This is a genomic window from Luteimicrobium xylanilyticum, from assembly GCF_009429125.1.
Taxonomy (GTDB): domain Bacteria; phylum Actinomycetota; class Actinomycetes; order Actinomycetales; family Cellulomonadaceae; genus Luteimicrobium; species Luteimicrobium xylanilyticum.
Genome location: NZ_CP045529.1, coordinates 1,952,617 through 1,967,193 on the forward strand (window position 1 = coordinate 1,952,617; position 14,577 = coordinate 1,967,193).

14 protein-coding genes and 1 tRNA gene are annotated in these 14,577 nt (G+C 73.0%); 12 read left to right on the plus strand and 3 right to left on the minus strand.

The features are described 5' to 3' along the window. Positions 1-28: 28 nt before the first annotated feature. Complete coding sequence (gene tkt, locus KDY119_RS08655) at positions 29-2,143, minus strand: transketolase (protein WP_036950291.1); 2,115 nt, start codon at positions 2,141-2,143, stop codon at positions 29-31. 384 nt (positions 2,144-2,527) lie between these two features. Here tkt and KDY119_RS08660 point away from each other — a divergent pair, with 384 nt between their 5' ends. From KDY119_RS08660 to der, 10 genes are all read left to right on the plus strand, one after another. Continuing rightward, complete coding sequence (locus tag KDY119_RS08660) at positions 2,528-3,502, plus strand: heme o synthase (protein ID WP_083890891.1); 975 nt, start codon at positions 2,528-2,530, stop codon at positions 3,500-3,502. A gap of 16 nt (positions 3,503-3,518) precedes the next feature. Further along, positions 3,519-4,451, plus strand: coding sequence for a site-specific tyrosine recombinase XerD (locus KDY119_RS08665; RefSeq protein ID WP_153022205.1), 933 nt, complete (start codon positions 3,519-3,521; stop codon positions 4,449-4,451). Between the two features lie 156 nt (positions 4,452-4,607). Further along, positions 4,608-5,474 (plus strand): ParA family protein, encoded by an 867-nt coding sequence (locus KDY119_RS08670; RefSeq protein WP_227994643.1) that lies wholly within the window; start codon positions 4,608-4,610, stop codon positions 5,472-5,474. Next, positions 5,458-6,351: a segregation and condensation protein A gene (locus KDY119_RS08675; protein WP_036950284.1), complete on the plus strand. Its 894-nt coding sequence runs from the start codon at positions 5,458-5,460 to the stop codon at positions 6,349-6,351. The genes KDY119_RS08670 and KDY119_RS08675 overlap by 17 nt, the downstream gene beginning before the upstream one ends. Continuing rightward, positions 6,348-7,064 (plus strand): SMC-Scp complex subunit ScpB, encoded by a 717-nt coding sequence (gene scpB, locus KDY119_RS08680; RefSeq protein WP_051136142.1) that lies wholly within the window; start codon positions 6,348-6,350, stop codon positions 7,062-7,064. Before KDY119_RS08675 ends, scpB begins: the two co-directional genes overlap by 4 nt. A 31-nt stretch (positions 7,065-7,095) precedes the next feature. Beyond that, on the plus strand, positions 7,096-7,944 hold the full coding sequence (locus KDY119_RS08685) for a pseudouridine synthase (protein WP_407657430.1): 849 nt from the start codon (positions 7,096-7,098) through the stop codon (positions 7,942-7,944). 13 nt (positions 7,945-7,957) lie between these two features. Next, positions 7,958-8,320 (plus strand): chorismate mutase, encoded by a 363-nt coding sequence (gene aroH / locus KDY119_RS08690; protein ID WP_153022206.1) that lies wholly within the window; start codon positions 7,958-7,960, stop codon positions 8,318-8,320. Positions 8,321-8,393: 73 nt separating this feature from the next. Next, on the plus strand, positions 8,394-9,116 hold the full coding sequence (gene cmk / locus KDY119_RS08695) for a (d)CMP kinase (RefSeq protein WP_036950276.1): 723 nt from the start codon (positions 8,394-8,396) through the stop codon (positions 9,114-9,116). Between the two features lie 14 nt (positions 9,117-9,130). Next, entirely contained in the window at positions 9,131-9,805 is a 675-nt protein-coding gene (locus KDY119_RS08700; protein ID WP_227994582.1) for a lysophospholipid acyltransferase family protein, read from the plus strand. A 46-nt stretch (positions 9,806-9,851) separates the two neighbouring features. Further along, positions 9,852-11,351 (plus strand): ribosome biogenesis GTPase Der, encoded by a 1,500-nt coding sequence (der, locus tag KDY119_RS08705; protein ID WP_051136559.1) that lies wholly within the window; start codon positions 9,852-9,854, stop codon positions 11,349-11,351. A 37-nt stretch (positions 11,352-11,388) separates the two neighbouring features. On the opposite strand, the gene KDY119_RS08710 is transcribed toward der, so the two are convergent. Next, positions 11,389-12,681: an NAD(P)/FAD-dependent oxidoreductase gene (locus KDY119_RS08710; protein ID WP_153022207.1), complete on the minus strand. Its 1,293-nt coding sequence runs from the start codon at positions 12,679-12,681 to the stop codon at positions 11,389-11,391. Positions 12,682-12,894: 213 nt separating this feature from the next. Here KDY119_RS08710 and KDY119_RS08715 point away from each other — a divergent pair. Further along, positions 12,895-12,968, plus strand: a tRNA-Pro gene (locus tag KDY119_RS08715). 267 nt (positions 12,969-13,235) lie between these two features. Here the strand turns inward: KDY119_RS08715 and KDY119_RS08720 are convergent. Further along, a protein-coding gene (locus KDY119_RS08720) for an IS5 family transposase (protein WP_227994583.1) occupies positions 13,236-14,145 on the minus strand; the annotation gives its coding sequence in 2 pieces (ribosomal slippage) (positions 13,236-13,778 and positions 13,780-14,145; 909 coding nt in all). A 79-nt stretch (positions 14,146-14,224) separates the two neighbouring features. On the opposite strand from KDY119_RS08720, the gene KDY119_RS08725 reads away from it, so the two are divergent. Further along, on the plus strand, positions 14,225-14,524 hold the full coding sequence (locus tag KDY119_RS08725; protein ID WP_036951006.1) for an EthD domain-containing protein: 300 nt from the start codon (positions 14,225-14,227) through the stop codon (positions 14,522-14,524). The last annotated feature ends 53 nt before the right edge of the window (positions 14,525-14,577 follow it).

Below are 14,577 nucleotides of genomic sequence, written 5' to 3' on the forward strand. Positions count from 1 at the left end.
GTGCCCGGGCAGGTCACGCTCTTCGGGTTCAGCCCCGGACGGCCGCCAGGGATTCCCGGGCGGCGGCGGCCACCGCGTCGGCCGTGATGCCGAACTCGCGGTACAGCGTCTTGAAGTCGGCCGACGCCCCGAAGTGCTCGAGGCTCACGATCCGGCCGGCGTCGCCGACCAGCTCGCGCCAGCCCTGCGCGACGCCCGCCTCGACCGACACGCGCGCCTTGACGGCGGCCGGCAGGACCGACTCGCGGTACTCGGCGTCCTGCGCGTCGAACCACTCGCGCGAGGGGACCGACACGACCCTGGCCTTGATGCCGTCGGCGGCGAGCTGCTCGCGCGCCTGCACGGCGAGCTGCACCTCGGAGCCGGTGCCCAGGAGGATCACGTCCGGCGTGCTGCCGTCGTCCGCGCCGTCGACCAGGACGTACGCGCCCTTCGCGACGCCGGACGCGTCCGCGAAGCCGTCGGTGCCACGCGGGAACGTCGGGACGTTCTGGCGCGTCAGGACGATGCCTGCGGGACGGTCGGTGTGCCCGAGCACGGTGCGCCACGCCCACGCGACCTCGTTGGCGTCCGCCGGGCGGACGACGTCGAGACCGGGGATCGCGCGCAGCGCCGCCAGGTGCTCGACGGGCTGGTGCGTGGGGCCGTCCTCGCCCAGGCCGATCGAGTCGTGCGTCCACACGAACGTCGACGGGATCTGCATGAGGGCCGCGAGCCGGACCGCCGGACGCATGTAGTCGGAGAACACGAGGAACGTGCCGCCGTACGCGCGGGTCCCGCCGTGCAGGACGATCCCGTTGAGGATCGCTCCCATGGCGTGCTCGCGGATGCCGAAGTGCAGCGTGCGGCCGTACTCGTTGCCCGTCCACGCCTTGGTGGAGTGCTCACCCGGGATGAAGGACGGCTCGCCCTCCATCGTCGTGTTGTTCGACTCCGCCAGGTCCGCGGACCCGCCCCACAGCTCGGGCAGGACCGGCGCGAGGGCGCCGAGGACCTTGCCCGACGCGGCGCGCGTCGAGCTGTCCTTGCCGGGCTCGAACGTCGGCAGCGCGTCGGCCCAGCCCTCGGGCAGGGTCCGGGTCGACATCCGCTCGAGCAGCGCGGCCCCGCTGGGGTTCGCGTCCTGCCAGGCCTCGAACGCCGTGTCCCAGTGCGAACGGAGCTCGGTGCCCCGGTCGCCGACCTTGCGGGCGTGCGCCAGGACCTCGTCGGAGATCGCGAAGCTCGCCTCGGGGTCCAGGCCGAGCTCGACCTTGAGGCCCTTGACCTCGTCCGCACCCATCGCCGACCCGTGGATCTTGCCCGTGTTCTGCTTGGTGGGCGACGGCCAGCCGATCACCGTGCGCAGCGCGATGATCGACGGCTTGCCCGTCTCGGCCCGCGCCGCCTCGAGCGCCCCGGCGAGCGCGTGCACGTCCTCGCCGTAGCCCGTGCCGCCGTTCGTCCAGTCGACGCGCTGGACGTGCCAGCCGTACGCCTCGTACCGGGCCAGGACGTCCTCGCTGAACGAGACGTTCGTGTCGTCCTCGATGGAGATGTGGTTCTGGTCGTAGATCACCACGAGGTTGCCGAGCTTCTGGTGGCCCGCGAGCGACGACGCCTCCGACGTCACGCCCTCCTGCAGGTCGCCGTCACCGGCGATCGTCCAGATGGTGTGGTCGAACGGGCTCTCGCCCGCGGCCGAGTTCGGGTCGAAGAGCCCCCGCTCGCGGCGCGACGCGAACGCCATGCCGACCGCGGAGGCGAGCCCCTGCCCGAGCGGGCCGGTCGTGATCTCGACGCCGTTCGTGTGCCCGTACTCCGGGTGGCCCGGCGTGAGCGAGCCCCACGTGCGCAGCGACTCGATGTCCTTCAGCTCCAGCCCGTACCCCGACAGGAAGAGCTGCAGGTACAGCGTGAGCGACGAGTGGCCCGCCGACAGGACGAACCGGTCGCGACCCACCCAGTGCGAGTCGGACGGGTCGTGGCGCAGGAACTTCTGGAACAGCAGGTACGCGGCGGGCGCGAGGGAGATCGCGGTCCCGGGGTGCCCGTTGCCCGTCTTCTCCACCGCGTCGGCGGCGAGCGCCTTGATGGTCTTGACCGCCTGGTCGTCGAGCTCGGACCACTCGAGCGGCAGCCCTGCTGGTGTGAACGCGTTCACCGAACCTCTTTCCTGCGCGAGGAGCGCAGCCCTCGCAGCACTGTGCGTGTCGTCGTGCGCGTGACTAGGCGCGGTGTGCGCTTCGTCACCCGGCGGCCGAGGGGTCCCGTCGCGGAAGAATGGCTCTCCGCAGGGCACGGCTCCGCCGGTGCGGGCGCGCGAGCGGGTCTGAGGGCTGTCCGCGCGCCGTCTTCCACCCTACCGAGTCCAGCGCACGAGCGCCCGGCCCGGTCCGTCACCTGGACGCTCACCGTGCGGTACGTCCCGGTGCGCACCCCGGTCGCCGCCCTCGCGGGCGCGCCGGACGACGTACCATGGAGCCGCGACGCGCCCCGGCGCGGAACCCCCCACTCGACGAACGGAAACACGGCCCGCGTGACCACCATGAGCCAGGCAGCGACGAACGACGCGCCCCATCTCGGCACCGTCGGGGGCACGGGCGTCGCTCCGAGCGACCCGAGCACGCGGTGGGGCCGCGCCCGCCACCGTGTCGGCTCCTACGTCGCGCTGACCAAGCCCCGCATCATCGAGCTGCTCCTCGTCACGACCGTCCCGACGATGATCCTGGCCGACCGCGGGTTCCCGTCCGTGTGGCTGCTCGTCGCGACCCTCGTCGGCGGGGCGCTCGCGGCCGGCAGCGCGAACGTCCTCAACTGCTACGTGGACCGCGACATCGACCGGCTCATGAACCGGACGCGCAAGCGCGCGACGGCGACGGGCGAGATCAGCGGGCCGGCCGCGCTCACGTTCGGGCTCGCGCTCGGCGCGGTCTCGACGGTGTGGTTGCTCGCGTTCGTCAACGCGATGTCCGCGCTGCTCGCGGTCGGGGCGATCGTCCTGTACGTCGTCTTCTACACGATCATCCTCAAGCGCCGGACGTCGCAGAACATTGTCTGGGGTGGGGTCGCCGGCTGCATGCCGGTGCTCATCGGGTGGTCGGCCGTCACCGGGTCGCTTTCCTGGGCGCCGGTCGCGCTGTTCGGCGTGGTGTTCTTCTGGACGCCGCCGCACTACTGGCCGCTGTCGATGAAGTTCAAGCGCGACTACGCGAACGCGGGCGTGCCGATGCTCCCGGTCGTCGCGAAGGACGCGCGGGTCGCGCGCGAGATGATCTGGTACACGGTCGCGATGATCGCGTGCTCGCTCGCGCTCGTGCCGCTCGCCGACATGACGTGGTTCTACACCGTGGCCGCGGTCGCGCTCGGTGCGTGGTTCCTGCTCCTGTGCGTCCGCCTGCTGCACCGGGCCGACCACCCGGAGCGCGGCAAGCTCGGCGCGATGAAGGTCTTCCACGCGTCGATCACCTATCTCACGCTGCTGTCGGTCGCGGTGTGCGTCGACGTGTTCCTCCCGTTCTGAGCGTCGCCGTCGTCCGATGGCTGAGACCCTGCGCGACGCGCTCGACCAGTACCTCGCCCACCTGACGGTCGAGCGCGGCCTCTCGGTCAACACCACCTCCGCGTACCGCCGCGACCTGGCCCGCTACGTCGGCTACCTCGAGGCGCGCGGCGTCGAGGTGCCCGCCGACGTCACCGCCGCCCACGTGCAGGAGTTCGTCGTGGCGCTCCGCTCGGGCGGCGACGGGCGCGCGGTCCTGTCGGCGTCGTCGACGGCGCGCTGCCTGGCCGCCGTCCGCGGCTGGCACGGCTTCTGCGAGGGCGAGGGGCTCGCCGCCGCGAACCCGGCCCACGACGTCCGCGCGCCCGCGCGCGAGCGGCGCCTGCCGAAGGCCATCAGCGTCGAGGACGTGGGGCGCCTCCTCGAGGCGGCCGGCGCGGGGGAGGGCGCGGTCCCCGTGCGCGACGCGGCCCTGCTCGAGCTCGTCTACTCGACGGGGGCGCGCATCTCGGAGGCCGTGAGCCTCGACATCGACGACCTCGACCTCGACGGCGACGCCCCCGCGGTGCGGCTGTTCGGCAAGGGGCGCAAGGAGCGCGTCGTCCCCGTCGGATCCTTCGCCGCCCGCGCCGTCGGGGCGTACCTGGTGTGTTCGCGGCCCGAGCTGGCCGCCCGAGGTCGCGGCACGCCTGCGGTGTTCCTCAACGCGCGCGGCGCGCGGATGAGCCGGCAGAGCGCCTGGGCGGTGCTGCGTGGCGCCGCGGAGCGTGCGGGACTGGGCGCGCACGTCTCGCCGCACACCCTGCGGCACTCGTTCGCGACCCACCTGCTCGCCGGCGGCGCCGACGTGCGCGTCGTCCAGGAGCTGCTGGGGCACGCGTCCGTCACGACGACGCAGCTGTACACGCTCGTGACCCCTGACGCCCTGCGCGAGGTGTACGCCGCGACCCACCCGCGCGCGCTGGGCTGACGGGCGCGGGGCCGGGCCGACGCCCCTCGGACGCGGAGTCCGGCACGCCCGGCGGCGCTCCGAACCTGCGCGGGAACGCTGTTGTAGGTTGGCTGCGTGAGCAGCCAGGCATCGAGCGAGAGCACCGAGCAGACGCTGCCGACCCTGTCGGCCACGCTGCCCCACCCGGAGCCGCAGGGCCCCCTGCTCGACCCGGTGGGTCGGGAGCTGCCGGAGTTCCCCGTCCCCGAGCCGCTCGGCTCGCACGGGCCCGGGCGCATCATCGCCCTGTGCAACCAGAAGGGCGGCGTCGGCAAGACGACGACCACCATCAGCCTGGGCGCGGCGCTGGCCGAGTACGGGCGGCGCGTGCTCGTCGTCGACTTCGACCCGCAGGGCGCCGCGTCGGTGGGCCTGGGCGTCAACCCGAACGAGCTCGACCGCACGATCTACAACGCGATGATGGAGCGCGGCACCTCGTTGCGCGACGTCCTGCGCACGACGGACATCGACGGCCTCGACCTGGTGCCCGCCAACATCGACCTGTCGGCGGCCGAGGTGCAGCTCGTCGGGGAGGTGGCGCGCGAGAGCGTCCTGTCGCGTGCGCTGCGCGACGTCGTGGACGACTACGACGTGATCCTCGTGGACTGCCAGCCGTCGCTCGGCCTGCTGACCGTGAACGCGCTGACTGCCGCGCACGGCGTGATGATCCCGCTCGAGTGCGAGTTCTTCGCGCTGCGCGGCGTCGCGCTGCTGGTCGAGACGATCGAGAAGGTGCGTGACCGCCTCAACCCGCGCCTGGAGGTCGACGGGATCCTCGCGACCATGTTCGACTCGCGGACCCTGCACGCGCGCGAGGTCGTCCAGCGCGTGTACGAGGCGTTCGGCGACACCCTGTTCCACACCGTGATCGGTCGGACGGTGAAGTTCCCCGACGCGTCCGTCGCCGCCGAGCCGATCACGGTGTACGCCCCGACGCACGCCGGCGCGACGGCGTACCGGCAGCTCGCCCGGGAGCTGGTCGCGCGTGGCGACGCCGCCTGAGGCGCACTCCGCGGAGAGCGCAGGGACCGCCGAGGCCGTCGGTCGCGACGGGGGCTTCGAGGTCCACCTGGAGAACTTCTCCGGCCCGTTCGACCTGCTGCTGTCCCTGATCTCCAAGCACAAGCTCGACATCACCGAGGTCGCGCTCGGCCAGGTGACCGACGAGTTCATCGGCTACATCCGCGCGGCCGAGACCGCGGCCTCGGACGGCACGGGCACGGGGTGGGACCTGTCGACCGCGAGCGAGTTCCTCGTGGTGGCCGCGACCCTCCTCGACCTCAAGGCCGCGCGGCTGCTCCCGACGGGCGAGATCGACGACGCCGAGGACCTCGAGCTGCTCGAGGCGCGCGACCTCCTGTTCGCCCGGCTCCTGCAGTACCGCGCCTACAAGCAGGTCGCCGACGTCGTGCGCGAACGCCTCGACAGCGAGGGACGCCGGTTCCCGCGCGTCGTGGCCCTGGAGCCGCACCTCGCGGCTTTGCTGCCCGAGCTCGTCTGGCAGGTCGGCCCGGACGAGCTGGCTCGGCTCGGGGCGCGCGCGCTCGCCCCGAAGGCGCCGCCCCCCGGCGTCGACCTCGCTCACCTGCACGCGCCCGCGGTCAGCGTCCGGGAGCAGGCGGTCGCCCTCGCGGACCGGCTCCGGCACGACGGCGCCGCGACGTTCCGCGCGCTCACCGCCGACGCGGGGGAGGTGGTGGTCGTCGTCGCCCGGTTCCTGGCCCTGCTCGAGCTGTTCCGCGAGGGGCTCGTCGGCTTCGACCAGGTCGCGCCGCTCGGCGAGCTCACCGTGCGCTGGGCGGGCGGCGCCGACGACACGGCCGACGCGCTGAGCACGGACTACGACGACGTGACCGACCCGCAGGAGGTACCCGCATGACCGACGAGCTGCTCCCGGAGCCGGCCCCGCCGGAGCCCGACGACGCAGCAGGGGGGCCCGAGCCCGAGGTCCTCGAGGTCCCCGACGTCCACGCGCTCCCGGGCGGCGTGCACGCGGCGCTCGAGGCGATCCTCATGGTCGTCGACGAGCCGGTGCCCGTGGACCGGTTGGCGAGCGTCGTCGCGCTGCCCGTGGCCGAGGTCGAGTCGGTGCTCCGTGAGCTCGCCGCCGCGTACCGGGGCGAGGTCGACGGCGAGGTCGTCGCGCCGCCGCGCGGGTTCGAGCTGCGCGAGGCCGCCGGGGGATGGCGGATCTACTCCGCGCCCGCGTTCGCGGACGTCGTCGGACGGTTCGTGCTGGAGGGGCAGACGGCGCGCCTGACCCAGGCGGCCCTCGAGACCCTTGCCGTGGTCGCGTACCGCCAGCCCGTCACGCGTGGGCAGGTGTCGGCGGTGCGCGGGGTGAACGTGGACGGCGTCGTGCGGACCCTCACGTCGCGCGGCCTGGTGGCCGAGGTGGGCACGGACCCGTCGACGGGTGCGGTCCTGTACGGGACTACGGGATACTTCTTGGAGCGGATGGGCTTCTCGTCGCTCGACGAGCTGCCGCCGCTGGCCCCGCACCTGCCGGACCTCGACACGCTCGATGACGCGATCGAGACGGCGCTCACCGCGCCCCGGCCCGGCCGCGACACCGCGCCGCAGCAGGGCTGACCGCAGCGCAGACGACCGAACGAGGAGACCCGTGAGCCCAGCCCGACCGCCCCGCCGCCGGCGCACTGATGGCCAGGACGAGGCCGGCCAGCGCCGGGCCGGCCAGCGCAAGGCCGTCCAGCACAGGGACGTCCAGCACAGGGACGTCCACGACCCGGACGGAGTGCGCCTGCAGAAGGTGCTCGCGACCGCCGGGTACGGCTCCCGCCGGGCGTGCGAGGAGATCATCGCCGCGGGCCGCGTGGAGGTCGACGGCGCGCGCGTGCGTGAGCTCGGGCTCCGCGTCGACCCCGCGAAGGCCGTCGTCCACGTGGACGGGCTGCGCGTGCAGCTCGACACGTCGCTCGTGACGCTCGCGCTCAACAAGCCGCTGGGCGTGGTCTCGTCCATGCACGACGACGAGGGCCGGCCCGACCTCGCACCGTTCGTCGCGGACCGGTCCGAGCGGCTGTACCACGTGGGCCGCCTCGACACGGACAGCGAGGGACTGCTGCTGCTGACGAACGACGGCGAGCTCGCGAACCGGCTCATGCACCCGCGCTACGAGGTCCCCAAGACGTACCTCGTGACGTTGGACGGACGCGTCCCGGACAGCCTGCGCCGCACGGTGCTGCGCGGCGTCGAGCTCGAGGACGGTCCCGTGAAGGCCGACCACTACCGGGTCGTGGACCGCACGCCGCAGCAGTCGCTCGTCGAGATCCAGCTCCACGAGGGGCGCAACCGGGTCGTGCGCCGCCTGTTCGACCAGCTCGGCTTCCCGGTGACGCGGCTGCTGCGCACCCAGATCGGGCCCGTGCACCTCGCGACCCTCAAGCCGGGTCGCACGCGCGTGCTCGGGCGCGACGAGCTCGGCACGCTCATGGCGTCGGTCGGGCTGTGAGGGGGAGGCGCTGATGGCGGTCCGGGCGATCCGCGGCGCGACACAGCTCGACGTCGACGAGCGCGAGCACCTGTTCGCACGCACCCGTGAGCTCGTCGCCGAGGTGCTGGCGCAGAACGAGGTCGACACCGAGGCGCTGATCTCCGTGGTCTTCACGTGCACGCCCGACCTCACGAGCGACTTCCCCGCCGCGGCGGCCCGCGAGATGGGGCTCGGCGACGTCCCGCTCCTGTGTGCCGTCGAGATCGCCGTCCCGCACGCGCTGCCCCGCGTGGTGCGGCTCATGGCGCACGCGGACCTCGACGTGCCGCGCGGCGCCGTCAGGCACGTCTACCTCCACGGCGCGACGGCCCTGCGCCGGGACCTCGCGCAGTGAGAACGACCCGGCGGGCGCAGTAGTCTCCTTCCCGGCACACCCTCCCACCACCAGCAGGACGGATCGCACGCACGTGACCATCGTCATCGCCATCGACGGGCCCTCGGGCTCCGGCAAGTCCAGCGTCTCCCGGGCCGTGGCCCGTCGGCTCGGCCTCGCGTACCTCGACACGGGCGCCATGTACCGGGCGGCGACCTGGTGGTGCCGCCACGAGGACGTCGACTTCGCCGACGAGGACGCCGTCGCGCGCGCGGTGGTCGCCATGCCGCTCGAGATGGGCGTCGACCCCGACGCCCCCGCCGTGCACGTCGGCGGCGAGGACGTCGGTGCCGCGATCCGCACCACCGAGATCTCGACCGCGGTGAGCGCCGTCGCCACCAACCTGGCGGTCCGGGACGAGCTGCGTCGTCTGCAGCGGGCCGCGATCGACGCGGAGAAGCTCGAGGGCTTCTCCGACGGACGCGGGATCGTCGCCGAGGGCCGCGACATCACCACCGTCGTGGCGCCCGACGCCGACGTCCGCGTCCTGCTGACGGCGAGCGAGGAGGCGCGCCTCGCGCGTCGGGCCCGCGAGCTGCACGGCTCCGCCGGGCAGGACGCCGTCGAGGCCACGCGCGACCAGATCGTGCGCCGCGACGCCGACGACTCCACGGTCTCGCAGTTCCACGTCGCGGCCGACGGCGTCGCGACAGTCGACTCGTCCGAGCTCGACTTCGACCAGACCGTGGACGCGGTGCTCGCCGTCGTCGCGCAGCTCACCGCGCCGGCCGCGAAGGCCGACGCCGCAGACGCATGAGCGGGGCGCCGCGCGTGAGCCAGGTCCTCCCGAGCGCCGCCGGACCGGCGTGGTCGCGGTGGGTCGGCCGGTTCCTGGGTCGCGTCGTCTGGAACGCCCGCGTCGTCGGGGCCGAGCACGTCCCGACCGAGGGTCCGGTGATCGTCGCCGCGAACCACACCGGCCTCCTCGACGGGCCGCTGCTCCTCGGGGTCGCGCCCCGCGGGCTGCACATCCTCGTCAAGGAGTCGATGTGGGTCGGCCCGGTCGGCTGGGTCCTCAAGGCGTCCGGGCAGATCCCCGTGGACCGCGAGGGCGGACGGCGCGCGCTGGCCACCGGGCTCGGCGTGCTGCGGCGCGGCGACGCCGTCGGCGTGTTCCCCGAAGGCACGCGCGGGCGCGGGGACTTCGCGGGTGCCCGCGCCGGGATCGCGTGGCTCGCCCTCAACGGTCACGCGCCCGTCGTCCCCACGGCCATGCTCGGGACGCGCCGCACCGGGCGCAGCGTCAACAGCCTGCCGCGGCTCCGCGCGCGCCTGCACGTCGAGTTCGGCGCCCCGATCACCGTGGTGCGCGAGGCGGGCGTGAGCGGCAAGGACGCGATCGCCCGGGCCGCCGAGACCATCCGCGACGGGCTCGCCGCGCACGTGCACGCCGTGAGCGCGCGCACCGGCATCCAGCTCCCGGGCGACGACCCGCTGCGGGACTGAGAGGCCGTGGTTCGTCGTCGGGCCCCGCACCTGGGAGAATCGACGCATGACCACCCCCGACCTGCCGGAGTCCGGCGTGCTCGACGACCTGGACAGCGCAGCCGACGCCGCCGACGACGCGACCCGCGAGCGGGCGCTGCGCGCCGGCCTGCGCGAGTACGAGCTCGACGACGCCGACCTCGCCCTCCTCGACGTCGGCGAGCTCGCGGAGGACCAGGGCGAGCAGCCCGAGGTCCTGCCCGTCCTCGCCGTCGTCGGGCGTCCGAACGTCGGCAAGTCCACGCTCGTCAACCGCATCCTCGGGCGCCGCGAGGCCGTCGTCGAGGACACGCCCGGCGTGACGCGCGACCGCGTCAGCTACCCCGCCGAGTGGGCCGGCCGCCGGTTCACCCTCGTCGACACGGGCGGCTGGGAGGTCGACGTCGCCGGCATCGACGCGCGCGTGGCCGAGCAGGCCGAGGTCGCCATCGCGCTCGCGGACGCGGTGGTCTTCGTCGTCGACGCGACGGTCGGCGCGACCGCGACCGACGAGGACGTGGTCCGGCTGCTGCGCAAGTCCAAGAAGCCCGTGGTGCTGTGCGCCAACAAGGTGGACGGACCGCGCGGGGAGGCCGACGCGACCGCGCTGTGGAGCCTCGGGCTCGGTGAGCCCTACCCGGTCTCGTCGCTGCACGGCCGCGGGACGGGTGACCTGCTCGATGCCGCCATGGCCGCGCTGCCCACCGAGTCGGCGCACGGCGTCGCGCTCCCCGAGGGGCCGCGTCGCGTCGCGCTCGTCGGGCGCCCCAACGTCGGCAAGTCGTCGCTGCTCAACAAGCTCGCGGGCGCCGAGCGCGTCGTCGTGCACGAGACCGCGGGCACCACGCGCGACCCCGTCGACGAGCTCGTCGAGCTCAAGGGGATCCCGTGGTGGTTCGTCGACACCGCCGGCATCCGGCGACGCGTCCACCAGACGAAGGGTGCCGACTTCTACGCGAGCCTGCGCACGCAGGCCGCGATCGAGAAGGCGGAGGTCGCCGTCGTGCTGCTCGACGCGTCCGAGACGCTCACCGAGCAGGACACCCGCGTGATCTCCCAGGTCGTCGACGCCGGCCGCGCCCTCGTCATCGCCTACAACAAGTGGGACCTCATGGACGAGGACCGCCGCCACTACCTGGAGCGCGAGATCGAGCGCGAGCTCGTCCAGGTGCAGTGGGCGCCCCGCGTGAACGTCTCCGCCAAGACCGGCTGGCACGCGGACCGGCTCGTGCCCGCGCTCGAGCGGTCGCTCGAGTCGTGGGACCGGCGCATCCCGACCGGGCGGCTCAACGCGTTCCTCGGCGAGCTCGTCGCGGCCCACCCGCACCCGCTGCGGGGCGGCAAGCAGCCGCGCATCCTGTTCGCGACGCAGGCGTCCACGCGGCCCCCGCGCTTCGTCGTCTTCGCGTCGGGGTTCCTCGAGGCCGGCTACCGCCGCTTCATCGAGCGCCGGCTGCGCGAGACGTTCGGCTTCGAGGGGTCGCCGATCGAGATCTCCGTGCGGGTGCGCGAGAAGCGCAAGCGCTGATCCGCACCACCGTCTCCTGCCGAGCGGCGGGCGCGGATCACGTGGTCGGGATGCGGCCCCGCAGGTCGTCCGGGCCCGCGACCGACCCGGGCTCGTGGAACTCCGCGAGGAGCTCGCGCGCCCGGTCCGTCGAGTCCCACACGTTCCACAGCAGCACGCCCTTGAGCTTGCCCGCCTCGTCCGAGTCCTCGGCCCCGACGTAGTACACGACGCCCGTGTCGCCCTCGGCGCCCGGCGCCCAGTCCTCCACGAGGTCCAGGCTCGCGTCGAGCACGCCCACCGCCTCGTACCCGAGGTCGAAGATGTCGGAGTAGTAGAACGGCGTGTGCTCGTACGGGCCGAGCTCGTTGCCGAGCACGGACGCCGCCATGTTGCGCCCCGCCGTCCGGCCCGACTGCTGCGCGTGGTCCACGTGCTCGACGCGCCGGGTCCCCAGCAGGCGGTCGGGATAGAGCGCGATGTCGCCCGCCGCGAACACGTCCGGGTCGCTCGTGCGCAGCGCCTCGTCGACGACGACGCCCTGCTGGTCCTCGTCGACGTCGATCCCCGCCGCGACCGCGAGCTCCACGTTGGGCTCGATCCCGAAGCCCACCACCACGCCGAGCCCGGACAGCGTGACCGGCGAGCCGTCGACCTCGGCATGCACGAGGACCCGGTCCGCCTCGGTCTGCTCCAGCCTCTTCGCCCGGGCCCTCGTGACGACGTCGACCCCGTGCTCGGCGTAGCGCGCCTCGATCCGGCGGGCCAGGACCTCGGGGTAGGTCGACGCGCCCGGGATCGGGTCGGACGTCAGGTACGTCACAGGCGCCCCCGCCATCGCGAGCCCGGCCGCGACCTCCGTGCCGATGTAGCCGCCGCCGACGACGACCACGCGCCCCGCGTCCGGGTCGCCCGCCTGTGCGCGCGCCTCGTCGGCGAGCTCGCGCGTGCGGTGGTAGTCGCCGAACGACCGGAAGTAGACGACGCGCGGGCTCGGCGGCAGGTCCAGCTCGCGCGGCCGCCCACCGGTCGCGAGCAGCAGGGCGCGATAGCCGTACTCGTCGTCGTCGTTCGCGGTCACGACGTGACGCTCGCGGTCGACGCTCGTCACGCGGGTCGACGTGCGCACGTCGGCGCGGGCGGCGTCGGCCGTGCCGAGGTACACCGAGTCGGGGGAGCGGTCCTCGTCGCGCCACAGGTCCTTCGACAGCGGCGGACGCTCGTACGGCTCGTCGACGTCCTCCGACAGGATCGCGATGCTGCCGTCCGGGTCGAGCTCCCGGATCCCGCGGGCGGCCGTGTCGGCGGACATCCCGCCACCGACGATCACGTAGTCGTAGTCGAACCGCATCACAGGCCTCCTGGGGCGTGGGAGCATCGCCGGACGGTTCCACCGTAGGGGGACAGGCTGGCGTTTCGCACGACCTGGGCCGACCCCGTCGCGCGAGGTCGGAGACCGAATGTGGTCGGGGGAGGGGGTCGAGTTGGGGTAGCATTACCGTCGGTCCTGAGGGACCACCTCGGTGTGCGAGGTCCCGCCTTCGGCGGGGCTGATCGGCACCGACGGGCTGTGGCGCAGCTTGGTAGCGCACTTGACTGGGGGTCAAGGGGTCGCAGGTTCAAATCCTGTCAGCCCGACACAGGTGATGTCGCAGGACATCGGAATGGCTCGAACCCACGGATCGTGGGTTCGAGCCATCCGTCATTCCCAGGCGATGAGGACCACGCTCGCGTGGATCCGCTCGCGCAGCCTCGTGCTCGGCCGCGCGGCGCCGCCCCGTCCTCGAGCTGGCACCCTCCGGCCCCGGAGCCGACTCCCTCGCGCGTTGCGCGACCCGCTTCAGGGGTTGCCTCGTCGCGGGACTCGCTCTCGAGCTTCTAAGTAGACGTACTAGGGCGTGTCTCCTAACTGCGTAGCCAGACGATGATGGCGGCCAGGACGACCGCGCCGCGGTAGATCGTGGCGTGCTTGTCGTAACGGGTGGCCAGGGCGCGCCACTGTTTGAGCAGGTTGAAGGACCGTTCGACGACGTTGCGCTTCTTGTACTTCTCGAAGTCAGTCACCGGTGGCCGACCGCCGGCGGAGCCCTTGCGCTTGCGGTTGGCCTTCTGGTCGGCGCGTTCGGGGATCACGGCCTGGATGCGCCGGGCGCGCAGGTCGGCGCGGGTGGCTGCGGACGAGTAGGCCTTGTCCGCGAGCAACGCGTCCGGCGTCGTGCGTGGGCGACCGACCTCGCGGGGTACCCAGACGTCGGCCAGGACGGCCTTGAGCTGCTGGCCGTCGTGACACTGCCCAGCGGTCACGACCGCGGCCAAGGGCCGGCCCCGACCGTCCACCGCGTGGTGGACCTTGGTCGTCAGCCCACCACGAGATCTTCCGATCCCGTGACCTGCAGGTTCGTTGTGGACAGGCTCACGGTCGCGGTTCTTGTGATTCGCCGCGGCCCCCCGTGTCCTGCTCGGGACGGGTCGTGTTCGTCGCGTGCTGGTGGGCCCGGTTGATCGTGGAGTCGACCGCGACCTCCCAGTCGATCTGCCCGTCCGCGTCCGCCTGCGCGAGCAGCGCCGACCAGATCTGGTCCCACGTCCCGTCCACCACGAACCGGTGATGCCGCTTCCAGACCGTCTGGTACGGGCCGAAGGTCTCACGGGGCAGGTCCCGCCAGGGGATCCCCGTCCGATACCGGTAGATGATCCCTTCCATCACCACACGGTGATCCGCGTGCGGGCGACCGCCCTTCGGGCCCGCCTTCGGCATGAACGGTGCGATCCGCTCCCACTGCTCATCGGTCAACACCGACGTCCTCGAACTCACCCCGCGAGTCTGCCGCGCGCCCGACCAAACGGTTTGGAGACACGCCCTAGTCCGGCTATTCGAGACCAAGGAGCACATCGTGACCACGAAGATCACCCTCACCATCGACAACCCCGAGGACCCGGAAGTGTTCGAGGGGGAGTACGTCGAGATCGTCGACGCTGCGAAGCAGCTTCCGAAGCTGCGCCGGGTCGAGTCGGCCAAGGTCTGGCCGAAGGAGGACGGGACACCCGCGCCCGCACACCGGACGCTCGATCTGTACTTCGACGGCTATGCGGAGGCTTCTGCTGCGGTCGCCGGGCCCGCCGGTGGCGAGTTCTTCGGGCGGCTGGTCGGCACCGGAGTCCCGTTCACGGGGCTCTTCTCCGACGTCGAGTAGGTCTCTCGACTATAAATACTGTGCCAAGCGCCCAGGACTGCCCGCGCCACTCA

What these genes read in the sequence shown, in the direction of transcription:
- KDY119_RS08660 (WP_083890891.1), top strand. Translation starts at nt 2,528, where the DNA reads ATGAGCCAGGCAGCGACGAACGACGCGCCCCATCTCGGCACCGTCGGG.
- KDY119_RS08665 (WP_153022205.1), top strand. Translation starts at nt 3,519, where the DNA reads ATGGCTGAGACCCTGCGCGACGCGCTCGACCAGTACCTCGCCCACCTG.
- scpB (WP_051136142.1), top strand. Translation starts at nt 6,348, where the DNA reads ATGACCGACGAGCTGCTCCCGGAGCCGGCCCCGCCGGAGCCCGACGAC.
- aroH (WP_153022206.1), top strand. Translation starts at nt 7,958, where the DNA reads ATGGCGGTCCGGGCGATCCGCGGCGCGACACAGCTCGACGTCGACGAG.
- der (WP_051136559.1), top strand. Translation starts at nt 9,852, where the DNA reads ATGACCACCCCCGACCTGCCGGAGTCCGGCGTGCTCGACGACCTGGAC.
- KDY119_RS08710 (WP_153022207.1), bottom strand. Translation starts at nt 12,681, where the DNA reads ATGCGGTTCGACTACGACTACGTGATCGTCGGTGGCGGGATGTCCGCC.